Origin of the sequence: Gordonia iterans, from assembly GCF_002993285.1 — a bacterium.
GTDB lineage: Bacteria > Actinomycetota > Actinomycetes > Mycobacteriales > Mycobacteriaceae > Gordonia > Gordonia iterans.
This window is the reverse complement of the sequence record NZ_CP027433.1, coordinates 1,752,940-1,771,141: the sequence shown is the minus strand read 5'-3', so window position 1 is coordinate 1,771,141 and position 18,202 is coordinate 1,752,940. Positions and strand designations below refer to the sequence as shown.

Sequence of the window (18,202 nt, the reverse complement as noted above, 5' to 3'; positions counted from 1 at the left end):
GTCGTCCCATCGCTGTTCTCGCGGGCAGGAGACCCGCGACGTATCGAGCCTACCCGTGGTGCTCCCACCGGATCGGCCACCCGGATATGGTGAGTTCATGCCAGTTGACGGACGCCTCGTAGTCGGCGACATCGCTCCCCCGTTCACGCTCGACGACGCCGACGGCAAGCCGGTGTCGCTGGCCGAATACGCGGGCCGCAAGGTCCTCGTCTACTTCTACCCCGCCGCGATGACGCCCGGCTGCACCAAGGAAGCCTGCGATTTCCGCGACAACCTGGCTGAACTGAACGACGCCGGCGTCGACGTCATCGGGATCTCGCCCGACAAGCCCGCCAAACTGGCCAAGTTCGTCGAGCGCGACGAGCTCAACTTTCCCCTGCTGTCCGACCCGGACAAGGAAGTCATGAAGGCCTACGGCGCGTTCGGCGAGAAGAAGCTGTACGGCAAGGTCGTCACCGGCGTCATCCGCTCGACGTTCCTGATCGACGAAGAAGGGCACATCGCCGCCGCGCTGTACAACGTGCGCGCCACCGGGCACGTCGCGAAGATCCGCCGGGACCTGTCGCTGTAACGTCCGCGCCGTGCCTGTGCATCACCCCACCGAGCCGCTGCTGCCGCGTAAGCGACCCGCGCAGGAGCGCAGCCGCCGTAAGTTCGAAGACATCCTCCACGGGGCGCGCGAAGTACTGATCGACGACGGTTTCGACTCGCTCACCTGCGAGCAGATCGCGGCCCGGGCCGACGTCCCGATCGGCACCCTGTACCAGTACTTCGCGAACAAGTACGTGATCGTCTGCGAACTGGACCGCGTGGACACCGCGGCCGTTCGCGACGAGCTGACCGCCTTCGCCGGCGAGATCCCCTCGCTCGAGTGGCCGGCACTGCTGGAGAAGTTCCTCGATCACCTGGCCGCCCTGTGGCGCACCGACCCGTCACGCCGCGCGGTGTGGCTGGCGGTCCAGTCGACGCCGGCCACCCGGGTCACCGCCGCGCTCAACGAGCAGATCCTGGCCGAACAAGTCGCGCGCATCCTGGCGCCCCTGGTGCCCCATCAGCGCGAACGCCGAGCCTTGATGGCCCAAGTGCTGGTGCACACCGCCTATTCGCTGCTGAGCTTCTCAGTGCAGGCCGGCCACGACCACGAAGCCATCGTCGCCGAGCTCAAACGCATGCTCGCCGGCTATCTCCTTCTCGAGGAGACAGCCGGCGGGCATTGACTGCGAGTCAGTCGTCTTCGAGGATTGCGACGGCCGCCGCCGTCCCGCCGTCGTGCGTCAGCGAGAGGTGGATCTTGACCCCCGACAGGTACTTCGCCAGGTCGCCGTGCAGGCGCACCTTGGGCCGTCCCCAGTTGTCGGTGATGATCTCGATGTCGTTGACGGCGGTCTCCGGCAGGATCGGCGTGTGCGCAAAACGGCTCGACGACCAGGCCTTGATCACCGCCTCCCGGGCGGCCCAGCGCACCGCGAGATGCCGGGCCGGACCTCCGGGCTTCGAAGCGGCATCGCGCCGCTCACCCACCCGGAAGCCCATCTGCATGTTCGAGCCCGCCTGATCCAGCTGCTCGGCGAATTCATCGACGTCGACGACGTCGAGTCCCACTCCGATCACGCTCACTGGTAGGCCCCCTCGGCATCGAGGCGGACCCGCGGATCCAGCAGCAGCGCCGCTTCGGCATCGTGCTCGTCGACGGCCTCGTCGAACCGGCGGTTCGGGGGCCGCTTGTAGGCCGCCTCCCCGCCGCACATCGCGGCGAGCAGCCGCTGCTGTCCGTCGCGCAGGCGCCGCGTCGCACGCTCGCGGTAGTCCTCCCGCTGCTGCGCGTCCAGCGTCGCCACGAAGGCTTCCGGATGCACGACGGCGATCAGTCCGGACACGTGGCCGAAGCCGAGACTGGTCAGGACGCCCGCCTTGAGCGGGAACCGCTCGCCCATGTGCAGCGGCTCGCGCGCCCACACCAGGTGCGGGTACTCGGCCATCTTCTCGTCGACGCAGTCCAGGCTGCGGTTCGGCGGAATCACGCCGTCGCGCAGCACCTGGCATAGGCCGATCAGCTGGAAAGCGGCCGCGCCGCCCTTCGCATGACCGGTCAGCGACTTCTGCGAGACGACGAACAGCGGAGCGCCGTCCCCCCGGCCGATCGCGTCGGCGAGCCGCTCGTGCAGCTCGGACTCGTTCGGGTCGTTCGCGCGCGTCGACGTATCGTGCTTGGACACCACGGCGACGTCGTCTGCGGACACCCCCAGTGCGGCAAGCGAGTTGGCGAGCGGAGAATCTTCTGCTCCTCGCGCCGCGCCCAGCGCGCCGAGCCCGGGCGCCGGAATCGACGTGTGCACGCCGTCGCCGAAGCTCTGCGCCCATGCGACGACGCCGAGCACCGGCAGCCCCATCTGCGCCGCGACGTCGCCGCGCGCCAGCAGCACGGTGCCGCCGCCGGCCGACTCCACGAAGCCGCCGCGGCGCCGGTCGTTGGCCCGCGAGAAGCGTCGTTCGTCGATGCCCTTGGCCGCCATCGTGGCCGAGTCCGCCGTGGCCGACATGTCGCCGAAGCCCACGATCCCCTCGATGCCGAGGTCGTCGAAGCCGCCGGCGACCGCGAACAGCGCCTTGCCCAGACGGATCTTGTCGACGCCCTCCTCCACGGAGACCGCGGCGGTGGCGCACGCGGCGACCGGGTGAATCATCGCACCGTAGCTGCCGATGTACGACTGCACCACGTGCGCGGCCACCACGTTCGGCAGGGCCTCCTGCAGGATGTCGTTCGCCTTCGCCTCACCGAGCAGGGTGTCGACGTACAGCGAGCGCATGGAGGTCATGCCGCCCATGCCGGTGCCCTGGGTGTTGGCGACCAGCCCGGGGTGGACCCAGCGCATGAGCTCGGCCGGGCTGAAGCCCGCGGTCACGAACGCGTCCACGGTGGCGACCAGGTTCCACAGCGCCACCCGATCGACCGACTCCGCCATGTCCGGGGAGACGCCCCAGCGCACCGGGTCGAACCCGGTCGGAATCTGACCGCCGACAGTGCGCGAGAGCGCGAAGCGCCGTGGCACGCGGATCTCGGTGCCCGCCAGGCGAGTCACCGTCCAGTCTCCGGCCTCCTCGTTCGGGGTCACCCGGGTCCGCTCGGGGTCGGCCGAGACGAAGGCACGTGCCTGCGCCTCCGTCGGCACCGAGAAACTGAGGTCCTGGTCGAGGAACACCGACTCCAGCAGCGGGGCCGAGTTCTCCACCATGGCGCCCTCGTCGGCGTACCGGCGGATGCCGCAGCGCTCGAGCACCGCGTCGTGGTAGCGCTCGGCGATGTCGGCCTCGTCGACCGGATCACCGGTCTCGACGTCGTACCAGCCGGGCTTCGGTGCGGTGTCCCACTGGATCAGGCCGGTGGTCCACGCGAGTTCGAGAACGCCTGCGGCCGAGAGCTTCTCGTCCACCTCCATCTCGAACCGGGTACGTGCGGAACCGTACGGTCCCACCTCTCCGGCGCCGACGATCACCACCAGGTCTTCCGGCCGGGCGTCCAGTTCGGGCCAGTCGATGCGCGGTCCGATCGGGGCCCGTGCCGGGGCAGGCAGCGCTGCGACCAGAGTGCCCTCGGCATCTTCGGTCGTCTCGTCGGCGGTGTCGGCCGCCTGTTGCGCCTGCTCGGCGAGTGCCTTCAGATCGATCGACGCCGCATCGAGCCCGGCGGTGAAGTCGGCCAGCAGCGGAGCAGTCCGCGCGGTCTCCCGCTGCTCGGCAGAGCAGAGCGAGATCAGCTTCCCGGCCATCTCCTCGGTGCTCCACGTGCGGACACCGACGCTCTCGACCGCGTCGACCATCACGTCGTTCGCGCCCATCAGCCCGGTGCCGCGCACCCAGCCGATCAGGGCGTGGGCCAGACTGGTGCGCGAGCCCCACGACTCCGCCTTCCAGCGGGTGACCACCGCATCGAGCGCGGCCTTGCTCTCCCCGTAGGCACCGTCGCCGCCGAACATGCCGCGGTTCGGCGAACCGGGCAGCACGACGTGCAGCCGAGCGGCGAGGTCGTGGTCGGCGCCGATCGCCGACAGCCCGCCGATCAGGCGCTCCACCGACCACAGCAGGACCTTCATCTCCAGCTCGGCGCGTGCGCCCGCGTCGGTGAGGTCGCCGGCCACTCGCGGCGCGGCGAACGGGAACAGCAGCGTCGGCCGCATCACGGGCTTCACCACCGCCGTGCTCGCTCCCAGGTTCTCGGTCTGCTCGGTGCCCAGCCAGTCGATCAGCCCGTCAACGTCGGTGTACGACGCCATGTTGGCCGGGACCACCCACAGCGCAGCACCGGTGCGCGCATGCTCGCGATACAGGTCCTTGTAGAAGGCCAGCCGCTCGGAGTTCAGGCGCGAGGTGGTCGCCACGACCGTGGCGCCGCCGGCGAGCAGCTTGCCCACGACGGCGGCCGCGATGGACCCCTTCGACGCTCCGGTGACCACGGCGACATCACCGACGAACTCGCCGACCGTGTCGTCGACGGCGGCGGCGGCGATCGCCTCGTAGGCGCGGGCGTGGGCCTCGCGGCCCTCGACGGCAGCCTTGTTCTGCCACCACGCGGCGTGCGCGGCGACGGTCTCGCCCGCGCCGGTGAACCGAGCGGCCGCAGCCTGAGCCTCGTCCGTCGCCCCTTGAGCCCCGTCCGTCGCCCCTTGAGCCCCGTCCGTCGCCCCTTCAGCCCCGTCCGTCGCCCCTTGAGCCCCGTCCGTCGCCCCTTGAGCCCCGTCCGTCGCCCCTTGAGCCCCGTCCGTCGCCCCTTGAGCCCCGTCGAAAGGATCCTCCCGCAGCCACAGCAGGGCCAAGTCCTCGCGGGCGCTCGCCCAGCGGTCGTCGATCAGTACCGCACGCTCGGCGTCGAAGGCCGGTGCGACGGCGCGCTGCCATTCCGACCCCAGCTCGGCGCTGACGCGATCGGCGAGCAGACCGGCGTCCGGATCTGCTTCGGGCGCCGACGCGGTGTCGACCAGACCCAGCTTGGCCAGCATGGTCTGCGCAGTCGCGGCCAGCACCCCGTCCGGGCCGGTCAGCTGATCGGCGAACTCGCCGAGGGCGGCCGCGTCCACGGTCGCGCCGCCGCCGGATGCGGCGACGGGCAGTTCGACGGCGATGCCGCGCGCGGCACCCGCACTGCGGACGGCGCGGTCGATCACCGCGTCGAGCGCATCGGTGTTGGCGACCGGACCGTCGAGCAGGTCGCCCAGATCGCCGCCGCGCACGCTGGCGCCCTCCCGGGTGCCCAGCGCCAGCGCGACCAGCGTGTGCAGAGCCCAGCCCGAGCCGAGCTGCCACGCGCCGGTGACGCGGTCGGTCACATACGACTGCCGCTTGCCCAGCGGACCGGCGACCTTCCGGAACTGGTCGGCGACGGCGTCGCCGAGCACCTCACCCAGCGGCTTGTAGCCGCGCGCCAGCGAGTCGACGGTGGCCGACAGGGCGGTCATGTCCGCCTCGGCGGCGCCGTCGATGGCGCCGAGACCGAGCTCGCCGCCGATGTCGAGCAGCAACTGGTTGCGGCGTGACGACACGCCGTCGCACAGCGCCTCGATGGTGTCGACGGCCCCGATCTGGTCGGGGCGCATCTTGGTCCACAGGGAGATCACCGCGCGGACCGCGTCCGACGGGCCGAAGGCGATGTCGTCCGGGCGCGGACCGGACGCCGCGGCGCTGGGCGCCGGGGCGGCGGGACCGGCGGCCGCAGCGGAGGCGGGCGCACCCGCCTCCGGTTCCGGAGCGCCGGTCGGCGACTCCGGCTCCGGCTCCGCACCGGCGTCCTGGCCAGTGAGCAGGGCGGCGTCGGCCTCGGCGTTGACCAGTTCGGCCGTCGCGGAAGCGTACTCCGGCAGCTTCAGGGTGTTACGCGCCAGGCCGGTGAGCGTCGGGGCGGTCTTCACGCCGACCTCCACGAAGCGCTGCGTGCCCAGGCCGCCGGACTCCGGCGACGAGAACAGCAGATCCTGCGTCTCGATCCACCGCACCGGGCTGGCGAACTGCCAGGCCAGCAGCTCGATCAGCACCACGCGGGCCAGCTCGGCCGGGCGCGCCGCCCACGAGTCCCAGTCGGCGAGCACCGCGTCGAGCGGCTCGGACGGCACCAGGTCGGCGATCTCCTGGACAAAGGCGCGTTCCAGGCTGAACAGTCGCGGCACCAGGTTCGGGATGTACCGGCCGACGAGGATGTCCGGATCGATGTCGGCGGGCAGCAGTTCCTCGAGCTTGCCGCGGAACTCGGGCACGCCGGCGCGCAGCACCGTGGAGTGGAAGGGCACGTCGATGCCCGGCACCAGGATGAAGGCACGCTTGCCGCCGAATTCGGCGACGCGGCGGACGATCTCCGATTCCAGACGCTCGAGGCCCCGGACGGTGCCGGCGATGGCGTACTGCGAGCCGAGCAGATTCAGGTTCACCACCTCGAGGTACTCCCCGGCCTCCTCGGCGACCTCCGCGATGAAGCCGACGACGTCGGCGTCGGCGAGCCCGAACTGGCTGGGCCGGATGGCCGCCATGCGGTAGTCGCTCCGTCCGTGCTCGTCCCGGGGCACCAGGTGGTGCATGGCCGAGCCGCGCTGGAACACGACCTCCAGGACGGCTTCCAGCGGAAGCACGCCGGCGCACGCAGCGAGCGCGTTGTACTCGCCCACCGAGTGGCCGCAGGTGATCGCGCCCTCCACGAAGCCGCCGGCTTCGCGCAGTTCGGCCACCTGGGCGACGCCGAGCGTCGCCATCGCCACCTGGGTGAACTGCGTCAGGAACAGGACACCGTCCGGGTGGTGGTACGTCTCGCGGGTGACATTCGGCCCGCTCGCTCCGCTCCCGGCGCCGTTGGAATTCGGCCCGCTCGCTCCGCTCCCGGCGCCGTTCGCGACCAGGGTCGTCGGGTTGTCGCGTACGACGGCCAGGATCGAGAAGCCCAGCGCCTTGCGGGTGTGCGCGTCGGCGCGGTCCCAGACCTCACGGGCGGCCTTGCTGCGCGAGCGCGCGTCCAGACCCATCCCCTTGCTCTGGATGCCCTGTCCGGGGAACGCGTAGACGGTCCGCGGCGCGGCCTGCAAGCCGGTCGCGGCCATCACCAGATCGTCGCCGACCTTGGCGGTCACCTCGATCACGTCGCGGCCGGCGTCCATGCCGACGCGATCGACGCGGACGGTGAGCTCGTCGCCCAGGCGGACCATGCCGAGGAAGCGGGCAGTCCAGCCGAGCAGCGCGCGCGGCGACGGCACCGGCTCGTCCAGGTCCGCGGCGGTGACCACCTGCTGTGCGGCGGCCGAGAGCCACATCCCGTGCACGATCGGATCGCCCAGCCCGGCCAGCCGGGCGGCCAGCACGTCGGTGTGGATCGGGTTCCGGTCGCCGGAGACGACGGCGAAGCCGGTCATGTCCTCCGGAGCGGTCAGTTTGACGGTGCGCACGTGCTTGCGGGTCGCGGTCCGCTCGTCGGCGGCGGCCCCGCCCGCTCGCACCGGGTCGGCCAGTTCCGCCGCGCCGAGGCGGCCGCGGATCGCGAATCGCTCGGTCAGCGTGGCGACCGCGGACGGGCCGGCCGATGCGTCCGCCCGGACGATGTCGACGCCCACTTCGACCACCCGGCCGACGGCGCTGTCGTAGACCTCGCCGAGGCGTGCGGTGACGATCAGTTCGGTGTCGTCGGCGGGAATCTGGCCGGTCAGTTCGATCGCGTGGTCCAGGTGGACCAGATCCAGCAGACCTTCGACGACGGGCAGCCCCTCGTCGGTGGTCGCCGCGCCCAGGACGCTGAAGACCGCGGGCCAGCACGCCACCACCAGGGTGTCCGGTACGGCGAAACCGAGGGGTGCGGCCGGGGTGGTGGGCGCGAAGTTGCGGGGCAGCGTAGCGCCGGTGGCGCCGCTGTGGTCGGCGACGGAGTCGGCGAGCCACGGAACGGTGACCCGCACACCGCCGCTCGCACCGTCCGCGGGGGCGTCGGCATTCAGCTCGCTGAGGGTTCCCCCGGCGGCGACGGCGAGCAGCTCGCGCATCGCGCCGGCGGCCTCCTCGACGCCGACGCGCGGGACGCCGCCGTCCAGGCAGCTCTCGTCCACCGACATCGGGATGCGCACCACGGTGCCCGACACCGGTACGGTCAGTTCGAACGATGCGGGGAACACGCCCGCGTCGGAGAGCAGGACGACCCGTGCGCCGGTCGGGGCGTGATCGGCCGCGTGGCCGTCGTACAGGTCCCACGCACCCAGGTCCCCGAGCAGCCGGATCGGGTTGGTCACGATGCGTCCGGCCCAGCTGACGTCGACCGACTCGAGCAGGACGGTGAGCGGACCCGCAGAGGTCACCTCGCCGGTCCGACGGCGCGCGTCCGCCGGCCACGAGTGCTCGCCCCCGCTGCGCAGGATGTCGGCGGTGTACGCCTCGAAGCGGTCGAGCAACTCGCCCACCGGCTCGTCGGCGCGCGTGATGCCCGCGACCGCGACCGGGCCCGGAATGATGCACACCTCGTCGGCGCGGTAGCGCGCGTCGTGCGCCTGCCACAGCGAGTCGCTGCGCCACCAGCGGCGCACGTCCTTGTCGATCACCGGGACGAAGTTCACCGGCTTGCCGGGGGTCCGACACAGCTCGAGGAAGAAGGCCACGTCGGCCGGGTGCAGCACGTCGGCGTCGATCTCCGGGCAGGCGTCCGCCAACTCGGCGATCGCCGCGTGGGGGTCGGGGATCTCGCCGTCGAACAGTGAGACGAAGGCGCCGGAGTCTTGGTCGGTGCAGCGCGCCTCGGCACGGTGCAGCATGTCGACGAAGCGCTGTTCCCAGGTGACGTCTGCCCAGGGCAGCGGGTCCGGTCCGGCCGGGCCCACAGCCAGTTCGGCGTAGCGGCGCAGCCACTGCCCGTAGGTCATGGTCTCCACGTCGCCGAAGTACGGCTTGGCGGTCCCGGCCATCGCCGCGATGATCTCGTCGCGGCGTTCGGCGACGGCGTCGGCGTCGCCGGCCACCTCGTCGAGCAGCCGGCCGCAACGGGAGGCGGTGTTGTCGATCTCGTGGATGTCCGCGCCGAGCTGGCTGCGGCCCGAAGCCATGCCCGCCTCGCTGTGTCCGGCGCCGATCCAGTCCTCGCAGCCGGCCGTGTCGACCAGCATCTGCTTCACTTCGGGTGCGGTGGTGGCCTCCAGGGTCGCCATCGCGGCGGTGCCGATCAGAATGCCGTCCAGCGGCATCAGCGGGTAGCCGTGACGCGCCGACCACTCGCCGGTCAGGTACGACGCGGCGCGCTCGGGCGTGCCGATGCCGCCGCCGACGCAGATGACGACGTTCGGTCGGTCCCGGAGTTCGCCGTAGGTCGCCAGCAGCAGATCGTCGAGGTCTTCCCACGAGTGATGGCCGCCTGCCCGACCGCCCTCCACCTGCACGATGATCGGGAACTCGGGCACCTCGTTGGCGATGCGGACGACGGCCCGGATCTGCTCGACGGTGCCGGGCTTGAAGGAGACGTAGTGCAGTTGCGCGTCGTTGAGCTCGTGGACCAGTTCGACGGCCTCATCGAGTTCGGGGATGCCGGCGGTCACGATCACGCCGTCGATCGGGGCGCCGGCCGCGCGGGCCTTCTGCACGAGGCGCTTGCCGCCCAACTGCAGCTTCCAGAGGTACGGATCAAGGAACAGCGAGTTGAACTGGACTTCGCGGCCGGGCTCGAGCAGCTCGGTCAGCCGATCGACGTTCTCGGCGAAGATCGCCTCGGTGACCTGACCGCCGCCGGCCAGCTCGGCCCAGTGCCCGGCGTTGGCGGCCGCGGCGACGATCGCCGGGTCGACGGTGGTCGGCGTCATACCGGCCAGCATCATCGGCGACCGGCCGGTGAGCCGGGTGAAGGGGGTGTCGACCACGGTGCGCCCGTCGGGCAGCTCGGCCAGGCGCGGCGCGTAAAGCGCCCACGGAGCCGAGACCTCCGGCACGTTGCCGGGGACGAAGAGGTTCCGCTGACCGCCACGGGTGGCGACCGGGACCGCGCCGACGCCCTGTCCCCGGACGAGCGAGGACGACAGACGCGTGGCGACGTCGGCCGGGCCGAAGTCGAGGAGCCAGCGGGCACCGCTGGCGACCAGTTCGGCGATCTCGGAGACCCAGTCGACGTGTCCGACGAGGATGGCGTCGGCGAAGCGGTGCGCCAGCGCCGGGTCGATGCCGCAGCGCTGCGCCCACTCGGCGACCAGGGTGAGGGCAGGCGCCATGTCGGGGTGGTGGAAGGGCACGGTGGTCATGACGTTCTCGAAGACCGGCGCGAACGGCGACCCACCGGTCAACTTGCGCTTGCGCTCGTCGGCCGACGCGGCGGCCTTCTCCTCGCAGAGCAACTGGAAGGCGCGGAGGTGGCGGGGGGCGCCGGAAAGCACGACGGCCCGCCGTGAGTTGTGGACGGCGACGGCGGGAGCGCCGACCCGCTGGTCGGCCGGCAGCTCGCCGACGTACTGGGCCAGCAGCACCTCGACGTCCTGCGGCGCCACCTGCGACACGGACAGCATCGGAGACGCCTCCGCCGTTCCGGCCAGTCCGCGGCGGCGCGCGGTCAGGGCCGCCGCGGCGCCGATGAGCCGGGCGAGCGCCAGGAGCTGCGCGTCGTCGGCGTCCCGGTCCTGATCGGAGCGGGCGAGGGCTTCGGTGGCGAGGACGCCCTGCGAGTGCCCGACGACGGCGACCGGCGGCACCGCGGCGGTGTCCAGCCCCTGCTTGCCTGCCGAGGCGATGGTCGCCAGCTGGGCGAGCAGGATGCCCGGGAGCGAGAGGGTCGCGTCGGCGAGTTCGCCGTCGGTCGGCACCGCGCGATCCTCGTCGAGGGCGAGCATCCAGGTGATCGGGTCGAACTTGCGGGCTCCGGCCCGGGCCAGCTCTTCGGCGACGGGCGCGAGGATCTCGCGGGCGCCGTCGACCACCTGCGTCATGTGCGCTTCCAGGTCGGCGTCGATCACCACTTCGGCGAAGGTCGGCAGCCAGGGACCGCCTTGACCGCCGAAACTCACGGCGTAAGCCTCGCCTTGAGCCAGGCGGTCGAGCAGGCTCGGTTCCGGTGCGGCGGGTCGGTCGGTGCGCGAACGGGAACGGAACTGGTCGAGGGTCAAGAGGCTCTCCTGAAGGACGTGCGGGGCGAGAAGGGGCTGCTCGGCGACACTGCCGAACGGACTCCATGATGACATCCAAATGTGAGGCTTCCCTCATGTTTTGGGTCGACCGGTAGGTATACCAGCTGGTAGAACGGCGAGTAACCCCGCCTACCAGCCCGTTCGTGGCCTGAGAAATAGTTATCGAATCGTTATATTCACTCCCCCGCGGTATTGCGTAGAAACACTCAAATATCGGGCAGTGCATGGCTCCGGTCCGGACCAGTTGCTACGTTTCTCCCTACCTGAGCGAGAAGGAGACAATCGAATGAAGCGACGCCAACGCGTTCTCGGAGCCGTCGTGGCCCTCGGCGCAGCTGCCGCCCTGGCGCTGACCGCCTGCAGCAGCGATTCGGACACCGAGCCCACCCCGGCGGCATCCGACCCCGCCGCCACCGAGCTGCTGAACAAGGCCGCCGACGCCACGGAGGCGCTGACCGGCGCACATCTGAAGATCACCGTCGACGGCGCCATCCAGAGCATCAACGCCACCGGCGTCGAGGCCGACGTCAACACCAAACCCACCGTGTCCGGCAAGGGCACCGCCACGCTCAACATGGGTGGGAAGACGGCGGAGGCGCCGTTCGTCTACATCGACAACGCCTTCTACGCGAACGTCGACGGCGAGGGCTGGATCAACTACGGCGACGGACGCTCGATCTATGACGTCGCACAGGTTCTGAACCCGGAGACCGGCGTGCCGAGCATCCTCCGCGGCCTGGAGGGCGCCAAGACCGACGGCACCGAGCAGATCGACGGCGTCACCGCCACCAAGGTGACCGGCACCGTCCCGGCCAAGACCGTCGCCGGCCTCACCGGCGCCGCCGGTGAGGACGCGACCACCTCGACCGATCCGCTCGACACCACCGTCTGGATCACCGACGAGAACCAGGTCGCCCGTGTCCTCGTCGAACCCGCTCAGGACACGACGCTGACCATCGACATCTCGAAGTGGAACACCAGCACCGAGGTCACCAAGCCGACCGGTGTTCAGACCCCGACCGTCCGGCCGACGGCTCCGCCGGCCTCCGACGAACCCACTCGCGAACCCGCCGCCGGCTGAGTCCGCACAGAAAGATTCAGGAGATCGACATGTCCATCCGCAAACGTCTCGTCAGTGCCGGGCTCGCCGTGGTCGGCGCAGGCGCGGTACTCGGCGTCTCGAACGTCGTCGAGCCGGCTCCCGCCCACGCGGTCAACTACTACGGTGCACTCGCGCTGTCCCCGTCCACCGGCGCCACCGGCCGAGCCTGGGACTACCAGGACACCGTGAGCGCCCGGAACGCCGCCCGCGCGGCGTGCGGCTACACGGACTGCCGCGTGGTGGTCGCCATGGTCAACGGCTGCGGCGCCATCGCCAAGAGCTCTCAGTACTGGGGTTACGGCGGGGCATCGAACCTGCGGACCGCGCAGTCGTACGCGCTGTACTACGCCGGCGGCGGGTACATCTACGACTGGCTCTGCACCTCGGGCCACTCGAGCTGACCCCGTCCCGCCCGCGAACGCGGCACCCGTCCTCGGGTGCCGCGTTCGCGCGTTCGCACCCCTAGGCTTGTTCCCTATGAGCGACTGCATCTTCTGCGCGATCGTCGCCGGCACCGCCCCGGCCCGCATCGTGTACGACGACGACCACCTCGTCGGGTTCCTCGACATCCGGCCGATCACCGCCGGGCACACCCTGCTGGTCCCGCGCGAGCACTCGACCGGCCTGGCCGACCTGGCGCCGGAGACCGGCGCGCGCTTGTTCCAGGCCGGCCAGCGAGTGGCAGCCGCGATGAAGTCGGCGCTCGGCGCCGACGGCGTCAACCTCGCGCTGAACGACGGCCGGGCCGCCTTCCAGACCGTGTTCCACACGCACCTGCACGTGCTGCCGCGCCAATCCGGCGACAAGCTCCGCTTCGCCAAGGGATTGCTGACCCGTCGCGCCGGCGACGCCGACGCCCTCGCCTGCGCCCTGCGCGCCGAATTGGCCGAACCCAGCGGCACGTGATCGTCGCACCGCCCAGCCTTTCGACACGGCTCCTCACTCCGTTCGTCACCGGCTCAAGGAGCGGACTCGCACGAGCCGCCGCCGGTCGCCCGATGAGCCGCCGCCTGTCGCCCGATGAGCCGCCGCCCGTCGCCCGATGAGCCGCCGCCCGTCGCCCGATGAGCCGCCGCCCGTCGCCCGATGAGCCGCCGCCCGTCGCCCGATGAGCCGCCGCCGGTCGCCCGATGAGCCGCCGCCGGTCGCCCGATGAGCCGCCGCCGGTCGCCCGATGAGCCGCCGCCGGTCGCTCGTTGAGCCGCCGTCGAGCCCGCAAGGGCGAGGCGGCGTGTCGAAACGCCCCATGCACGAGCGCACAATCCGTCAACATAGGTTGACGACGACTCCGATGAGAGCGCACGATGGTCCCATGAAGACCGGATTCGACGAACCCGACGACGCCGATCAGACCCCGATCGAGCAGCTGGCCCGGATCGCCGCTCTACGCCGCGACCTCGCGCGTGAAGAAGAGGTCGCGGTACGGCGGGCCCGGATCGCCGGGTTGTCGTGGGCCGAGATCGGCCTGCTGCTGGGCGTCTCCAAGCAGGCGATGCACAAAAAGTACCGGAAGGTCGGGTGACTCCCCCCGCCCGCGGCAACCTCGCCGTCGCGCGCGAGACCGTCGCGAGGGCGCGGCGCATCGTCGTCTTCTCCGGTGCCGGGATGTCCGCCGAGAGCGGGGTCCCCACGTTCCGCGACGCGCTGACCGGAATGTGGGAACGCTTCGATCCGGAACAGCTCGCCACCCCGAGCGCGTGGCAGCGGGACCGGGCACTCGTGTGGTCGTGGTACGCCGAACGCGCCGCCGCCGTCCGGGCGGTGGAACCGAACGACGGACACCTCGCCGTCGCGCATCTCGCGGAGCGCAAGCAGGCTGAGGGCTCGACCGTTCAGGTCGTCACCCAGAACGTCGACGACCTCCACGAGCGGTCCGGCTCCGGGCCCGCGATCCATCTGCACGGCAGCCTGTTCGCGCCGCGGTGCGAGCGGTGCGGCGCCGGGCTTCCCGCAGACCGGGCTGCGGACCCGGAGATCCCGGCGTGTCCGGCGTGCCCCGGGCTGATCCGGCCCGGCGTCGTGTGGTTCGGCGAATTGCTGCCGACCGATGCGTGGGCGGCCGCCGAGGACGCGTTCGCCGCAGCGGATCTGGTGATCGTCGTGGGCACCAGCGGCGTGGTGCACCCGGCGGCGGGCCTGCCCGAAGACGCCGCCCGGCGGGGCGTCACCGTGCTCGAGGTGAACCCGGAGCCGTCCGAGCTCCGCGGGATCAGCGTGCGGCTGGCGACCACAGCCGCGCAGGGCCTGCCCGCGCTGCTCGACTGACCGGCAACGGTGGGCGTGACGGACTCAGCCGCGACCGCGACCGGCGACCCGCGGGGGCCGTTTGCCCCAGTGGTCCTTCTTGCCCTTGTATCCGCCGCTCTTGCGACCGCCACGCTGCCCGGGCGGGCCCTGGTCGCGGCGGATGTCGATCGGATACTTGCCGATCCGGGTGTGCTTGAGCATCGCGAGGGTCTCGTTGTCGAGATCCTCGGGGAGCTCCACCAGCGTGAAATCGTCGCGGATGCTGATGTTGCCGAAGTCGGCCCTGGTCAGGCCGCCCTCATTGGCGATCGCGCCGACGATGGCGCCCGGGGACACCTTCTGCCGGCGGCCGACCGCGATCCGGTAGGTCGCGAACCGTCCGCCGTTCTTGGGCGTGCGCTCGCGCCGCTCGCCGCGGTCCCGCTCCCGGCGGTCGCCCGCGGGCGGATCCGGGGCCATCAGGAAACCGCCGTCGCGGGTCTCCAGCGCCAGCGCCGCGGCGATGTCGGCCATCGCGACGTCGTTGTCCCGGGCGTACGCCTCGATCAGACCGCGGAACATGTCCAGGTGCTCGGATTCGAGGTTGCGGGTGATCGACTCGCCGAACTTCACCACGCGCTGCGCGTTGACGTCCTCCACCGAGGGCAGATCGATCTCGGTGAGTTCCTGCCGGGTCGCCCGCTCGATGGCGCGCAACAGGTGGCGCTCGCGCGGCGAGACGAACAGCAACGCGGTCCCGGAGCGACCGGCGCGGCCGGTCCGGCCGATGCGATGGACGTACGACTCGGTGTCGTGCGGAATGTCGTAGTTCACCACGTGCGAGATCCGGTCGACGTCGAGACCGCGGGCGGCGACGTCGGTGGCCACCAGGATGTCCAGCGACCCGTCCTTGAGCTGATTGATGGTGCGCTCTCGCTGCGCCTGCACCATGTCACCGTTGATCGCCGCCGCCGACAGGCCGCGCGAGCGCAGGCGTTCGGCGAGTTCCTCGGTCGCCGACTTGGTGCGGACGAAGACGATCATGCCGTCGAAGTCCTCGACCTCCAGCACTCTCGTCAGCGCATCGAGCTTGCGCTGGTGCGAGACCTGCAGGTAGCGCTGCGTGATGTTCGACGCCGTGGAGGTCTGCGACTTGACCTTCACTTCCTGCGGATCGTTGAGGTACTTGCGCGCCAGCCGGCCGATGGTCGGCGGCATGGTGGCCGAGAACAGCGCCACCTGCTTGTGATCGGGGGTGTCGGCCAGGATCCGCTCGATGTCTTCGGCGAAGCCCATCGACAGCATCTCGTCGGCCTCGTCGAGCACCAGGAACTCCAGTTCGGACAGGTCCAGGGTGCCCTTGTCGAGGTGGTCGATCACGCGGCCGGGGGTACCGACGATCACCTGCGCGCCGCGCCGCAGCCCGGACAGCTGGATGCCGTAGCTCTGACCGCCGTAGATCGGCAGGACCTTCACTTCCGGCATCTTCGACGAGTACCGGCCGAAGGCCTCGGCCACCTGCAGCGCCAGCTCGCGGGTGGGCGCGAGCACCAGCGCCTGCGGCTTCCTGGCCTGCGTGTTCAGCCTCGACAGGATGGGAATGGCGAAGGCGGCGGTCTTGCCCGTTCCGGTCTGCGCCAGGCCGACGACGTCGCGGCCGTCCATCAGCGGCGGAATGGTGGCGGCCTGAATGGGCGACGGAGTCTCGTATCCGACCTCGTCGAGAGCTGCGCGCACGCGCTCGTCGATCCCGTACCCGTCGAAGGTGTCCGAGTCCGGAGTGCTAGCAGCTGAACTGGGGTTTTCGGTGCTACTCATCGGCACTCGCGTTCGTTGATCATCGCAGACATCCTACCCCGCGAGACCGCTGTGACATGCACCACTTGACTCGCTGGTAGGGTATCAATTCACGAGGTTCGTCCGGAACCGAAAGCGACACGACTCTTCGAGGGGATTGCACGCATGCAGGAGTTCAGCACTCCGTCCACGCTGACCATTGGCGACAAGGTCACCACCATCACACGGATTCAGAATCTGCGACGAGATCGGCCCACGCTGCCGCTCTTCAAGCGCCAGGGCGACTCCGGCCACTGGCTGACCGTGACCGCGGGCCAGTTCGCCGAAGAGGTCGACGCCGTGGCCAAGGGCCTGATCGCGTCGGGCGTCGGCCCCGGCGATCGCGTCGGTCTGCTCTCGTCCACCCGCTACGAGTGGAGCCTCATCGACTACGCGATCTGGCGTGCGGGTGCCACCACCGTCGCCATCTACGAGACCTCCGCACCGGATCAGGTCGAGTGGATCCTCACCGACTCCGGCGCCAAGCTCCTGGTCGTGGAGAACGCCGACCACCAGGCCAAGCACAGCGCGGTCATCTCCGCGGCCACCGCGCTCCAGGAGACCTTGGTGATCGACGACGGGGCCGTCGCCGAGCTCCGCAAGCGCGGTGCCGACGTCGCCGACTCCGCCCTCGACGAGCGCGAGGCCGGCGCCAGCTCCTCTGACGCCGCCACCCTGATCTACACCTCGGGCACCACCGGCCGCCCCAAGGGCGTCGTGCTGACCCACGCCAACTTTCTGGCCGAGACCGAAGCCGTGAAGACCTCGGTCGCCAGCGGCCTGGAAGAGGGCAAGTCGACCCTGCTCTTCCTGCCGCTCGCGCACATCTTCGCGCGCGTCGTGGCGGTCGGCTGTGTCGAGAACGGCGTGGTCTTGGGCCACACCAGTGACATCCCGAACCTGGTCGAGAACCTCGGCGTCTTCAAGCCGAACTACGTGCTCTCGGTCCCGCGCGTGTTCGAGAAGGTCTACAACTCCGCCCGCCAGAAGGCCGTCGACGGCGGCAAGGGAAACATCTTCGACAAGGCCTCGGCCACCGCCATCGCCTACAGCGAAGCGCTCGACGCCGGCGGCCCCGGACTGGGCCTGAAGATCAAGCACGCGGTCTTCGACAAGCTGGTCTACGGCAAGCTGCGCGCCGCCCTGGGTGGCCAGTGCGAGGCCGCCGTCTCCGGCGGCGCCCCGCTCGGCGCCCGCCTTGGTCACTTCTTCCGCGGCGTCGGCATCCCGATCTACGAGGGCTACGGCCTCACCGAGACTACCGCCGCGGTGACCGCGAACAACGAAGAGCACACCATGATCGGCTCCGTCGGCCGCCCGGTCCCGGGCGTCACCGTCGCCATCGCCGACGACGGTGAAGTCCTGCTCAAGGGCCCGATGGTGTTCGGCGGCTACTGGCAGAACGAAGCGGCCACCGCAGATTCGCTGCGGGACGGCTGGTTCCACACCGGCGACATCGGCACCCTGAACGACGGCTTCCTGTTCATCACCGGCCGTAAGAAGGAGCTCATCGTCACCGCCGGCGGCAAGAACGTGTCCCCGGCCCAGCTCGAGGACACCATCCGCGCGCACCCGATGGTGAGCCAGTGCCTGGTCGTCGGCGACCAGAAGCCCTTCATCGGCGCCCTGATCACCATCGATCCGGAAGCCGCCCCGGGCTGGTTGGAGCGTCACGACCTCCCGGCGACCACCACCATGGAGGAGCTGGCCGCCAACCCGCTGCTGCGCGCGGAGTTCGAGGAGGCGGTCAAGGCCGCCAACGCGAAGGTCTCGGCGGCCGAGCAGATCAAGAAGTTCGACATCCTGTCGACGGACTTCACCATCGACACCGGTGAGCTCACCCCGACGATGAAGCTCAAGCGGAACGTCATTCACGACACCTACAAGCAGGCCATCGCCAACCTGTACTCGTAGTCCCGCGTGAACGCGGAGT

General features: G+C 70.6%; 11 protein-coding genes. 8 read left to right on the top strand and 3 right to left on the bottom strand.

The window, feature by feature from the left end; all coding sequences use genetic code 11:
• The first annotated feature begins 97 nt into the window (after positions 1-97).
• Both bcp and C6V83_RS08100 read left to right on the top strand, forming a co-directional pair.
• Positions 98-571, top strand: coding sequence for a thioredoxin-dependent thiol peroxidase (bcp, locus tag C6V83_RS08105; RefSeq protein ID WP_105941969.1), 474 nt, complete (start codon positions 98-100; stop codon positions 569-571).
• 16 nt (positions 572-587) lie between these two features.
• Positions 588-1,217, top strand: coding sequence for a TetR/AcrR family transcriptional regulator (locus C6V83_RS08100; protein ID WP_105941968.1), 630 nt, complete (start codon positions 588-590; stop codon positions 1,215-1,217).
• A 7-nt stretch (positions 1,218-1,224) separates the two neighbouring features.
• On the opposite strand, the gene acpS is transcribed toward C6V83_RS08100, so the two are convergent.
• Both acpS and C6V83_RS08090 read right to left on the bottom strand, forming a co-directional pair.
• Positions 1,225-1,617 (bottom strand): holo-ACP synthase AcpS, encoded by a 393-nt coding sequence (acpS, locus tag C6V83_RS08095; protein ID WP_105941967.1) that lies wholly within the window; start codon positions 1,615-1,617, stop codon positions 1,225-1,227.
• Positions 1,614-11,084 carry a type I polyketide synthase gene (locus tag C6V83_RS08090; RefSeq protein WP_105943811.1) on the bottom strand — a complete coding sequence of 3,157 codons (9,471 nt, stop codon included), beginning with the start codon at positions 11,082-11,084 and terminating at the stop codon, positions 1,614-1,616. The genes acpS and C6V83_RS08090 overlap by 4 nt, the downstream gene beginning before the upstream one ends.
• A 307-nt stretch (positions 11,085-11,391) precedes the next feature.
• Between C6V83_RS08090 and C6V83_RS08085 the strand changes: the two genes are divergently transcribed.
• The 5 genes from C6V83_RS08085 to C6V83_RS08065 all read left to right on the top strand — a co-directional run bounded on the left by C6V83_RS08085 (position 11,392) and on the right by C6V83_RS08065 (position 14,472).
• The gene (locus C6V83_RS08085) at positions 11,392-12,186 is read left to right on the top strand and encodes an LppX_LprAFG lipoprotein (protein WP_105941966.1); all 795 of its coding nucleotides are present in this window, start codon (positions 11,392-11,394) and stop codon (positions 12,184-12,186) included.
• A gap of 29 nt (positions 12,187-12,215) precedes the next feature.
• Positions 12,216-12,608: a DUF4189 domain-containing protein gene (locus C6V83_RS08080; protein ID WP_105941965.1), complete on the top strand. Its 393-nt coding sequence runs from the start codon at positions 12,216-12,218 to the stop codon at positions 12,606-12,608.
• A gap of 76 nt (positions 12,609-12,684) precedes the next feature.
• A complete protein-coding gene (locus C6V83_RS08075) occupies positions 12,685-13,113 on the top strand; it encodes an HIT family protein (protein WP_105941964.1) in 429 nt (142 codons plus the stop codon).
• A gap of 406 nt (positions 13,114-13,519) precedes the next feature.
• The gene (locus C6V83_RS08070) at positions 13,520-13,729 is read left to right on the top strand and encodes a hypothetical protein (RefSeq protein ID WP_234353925.1); all 210 of its coding nucleotides are present in this window, start codon (positions 13,520-13,522) and stop codon (positions 13,727-13,729) included.
• Positions 13,726-14,472, top strand: a complete 747-nt coding sequence (locus C6V83_RS08065; RefSeq protein WP_105941962.1) for an NAD-dependent deacylase — start codon at positions 13,726-13,728, stop codon at positions 14,470-14,472. The genes C6V83_RS08070 and C6V83_RS08065 overlap by 4 nt, the downstream gene beginning before the upstream one ends.
• Before the next feature lie 24 nt (positions 14,473-14,496).
• Here C6V83_RS08065 and C6V83_RS08060 read toward each other — a convergent pair whose 3' ends face one another.
• Entirely contained in the window at positions 14,497-16,251 is a 1,755-nt protein-coding gene (locus C6V83_RS08060; protein ID WP_105941961.1) for a DEAD/DEAH box helicase, read from the bottom strand.
• Positions 16,252-16,395: 144 nt separating this feature from the next.
• On the opposite strand from C6V83_RS08060, the gene C6V83_RS08055 reads away from it, so the two are divergent.
• Positions 16,396-18,183 (top strand): AMP-dependent synthetase/ligase, encoded by a 1,788-nt coding sequence (locus C6V83_RS08055; RefSeq protein ID WP_105941960.1) that lies wholly within the window; start codon positions 16,396-16,398, stop codon positions 18,181-18,183.
• The last annotated feature ends 19 nt before the right edge of the window (positions 18,184-18,202 follow it).

What these genes read in the sequence shown, in the direction of transcription:
- C6V83_RS08060 (WP_105941961.1), bottom strand. Translation starts at nt 16,251, where the DNA reads ATGAGTAGCACCGAAAACCCCAGTTCAGCTGCTAGCACTCCGGACTCG.
- C6V83_RS08075 (WP_105941964.1), top strand. Translation starts at nt 12,685, where the DNA reads ATGAGCGACTGCATCTTCTGCGCGATCGTCGCCGGCACCGCCCCGGCC.
- C6V83_RS08070 (WP_234353925.1), top strand. Translation starts at nt 13,520, where the DNA reads ATGAAGACCGGATTCGACGAACCCGACGACGCCGATCAGACCCCGATC.
- C6V83_RS08080 (WP_105941965.1), top strand. Translation starts at nt 12,216, where the DNA reads ATGTCCATCCGCAAACGTCTCGTCAGTGCCGGGCTCGCCGTGGTCGGC.
- C6V83_RS08055 (WP_105941960.1), top strand. Translation starts at nt 16,396, where the DNA reads ATGCAGGAGTTCAGCACTCCGTCCACGCTGACCATTGGCGACAAGGTC.
- C6V83_RS08085 (WP_105941966.1), top strand. Translation starts at nt 11,392, where the DNA reads ATGAAGCGACGCCAACGCGTTCTCGGAGCCGTCGTGGCCCTCGGCGCA.
- bcp (WP_105941969.1), top strand. Translation starts at nt 98, where the DNA reads ATGCCAGTTGACGGACGCCTCGTAGTCGGCGACATCGCTCCCCCGTTC.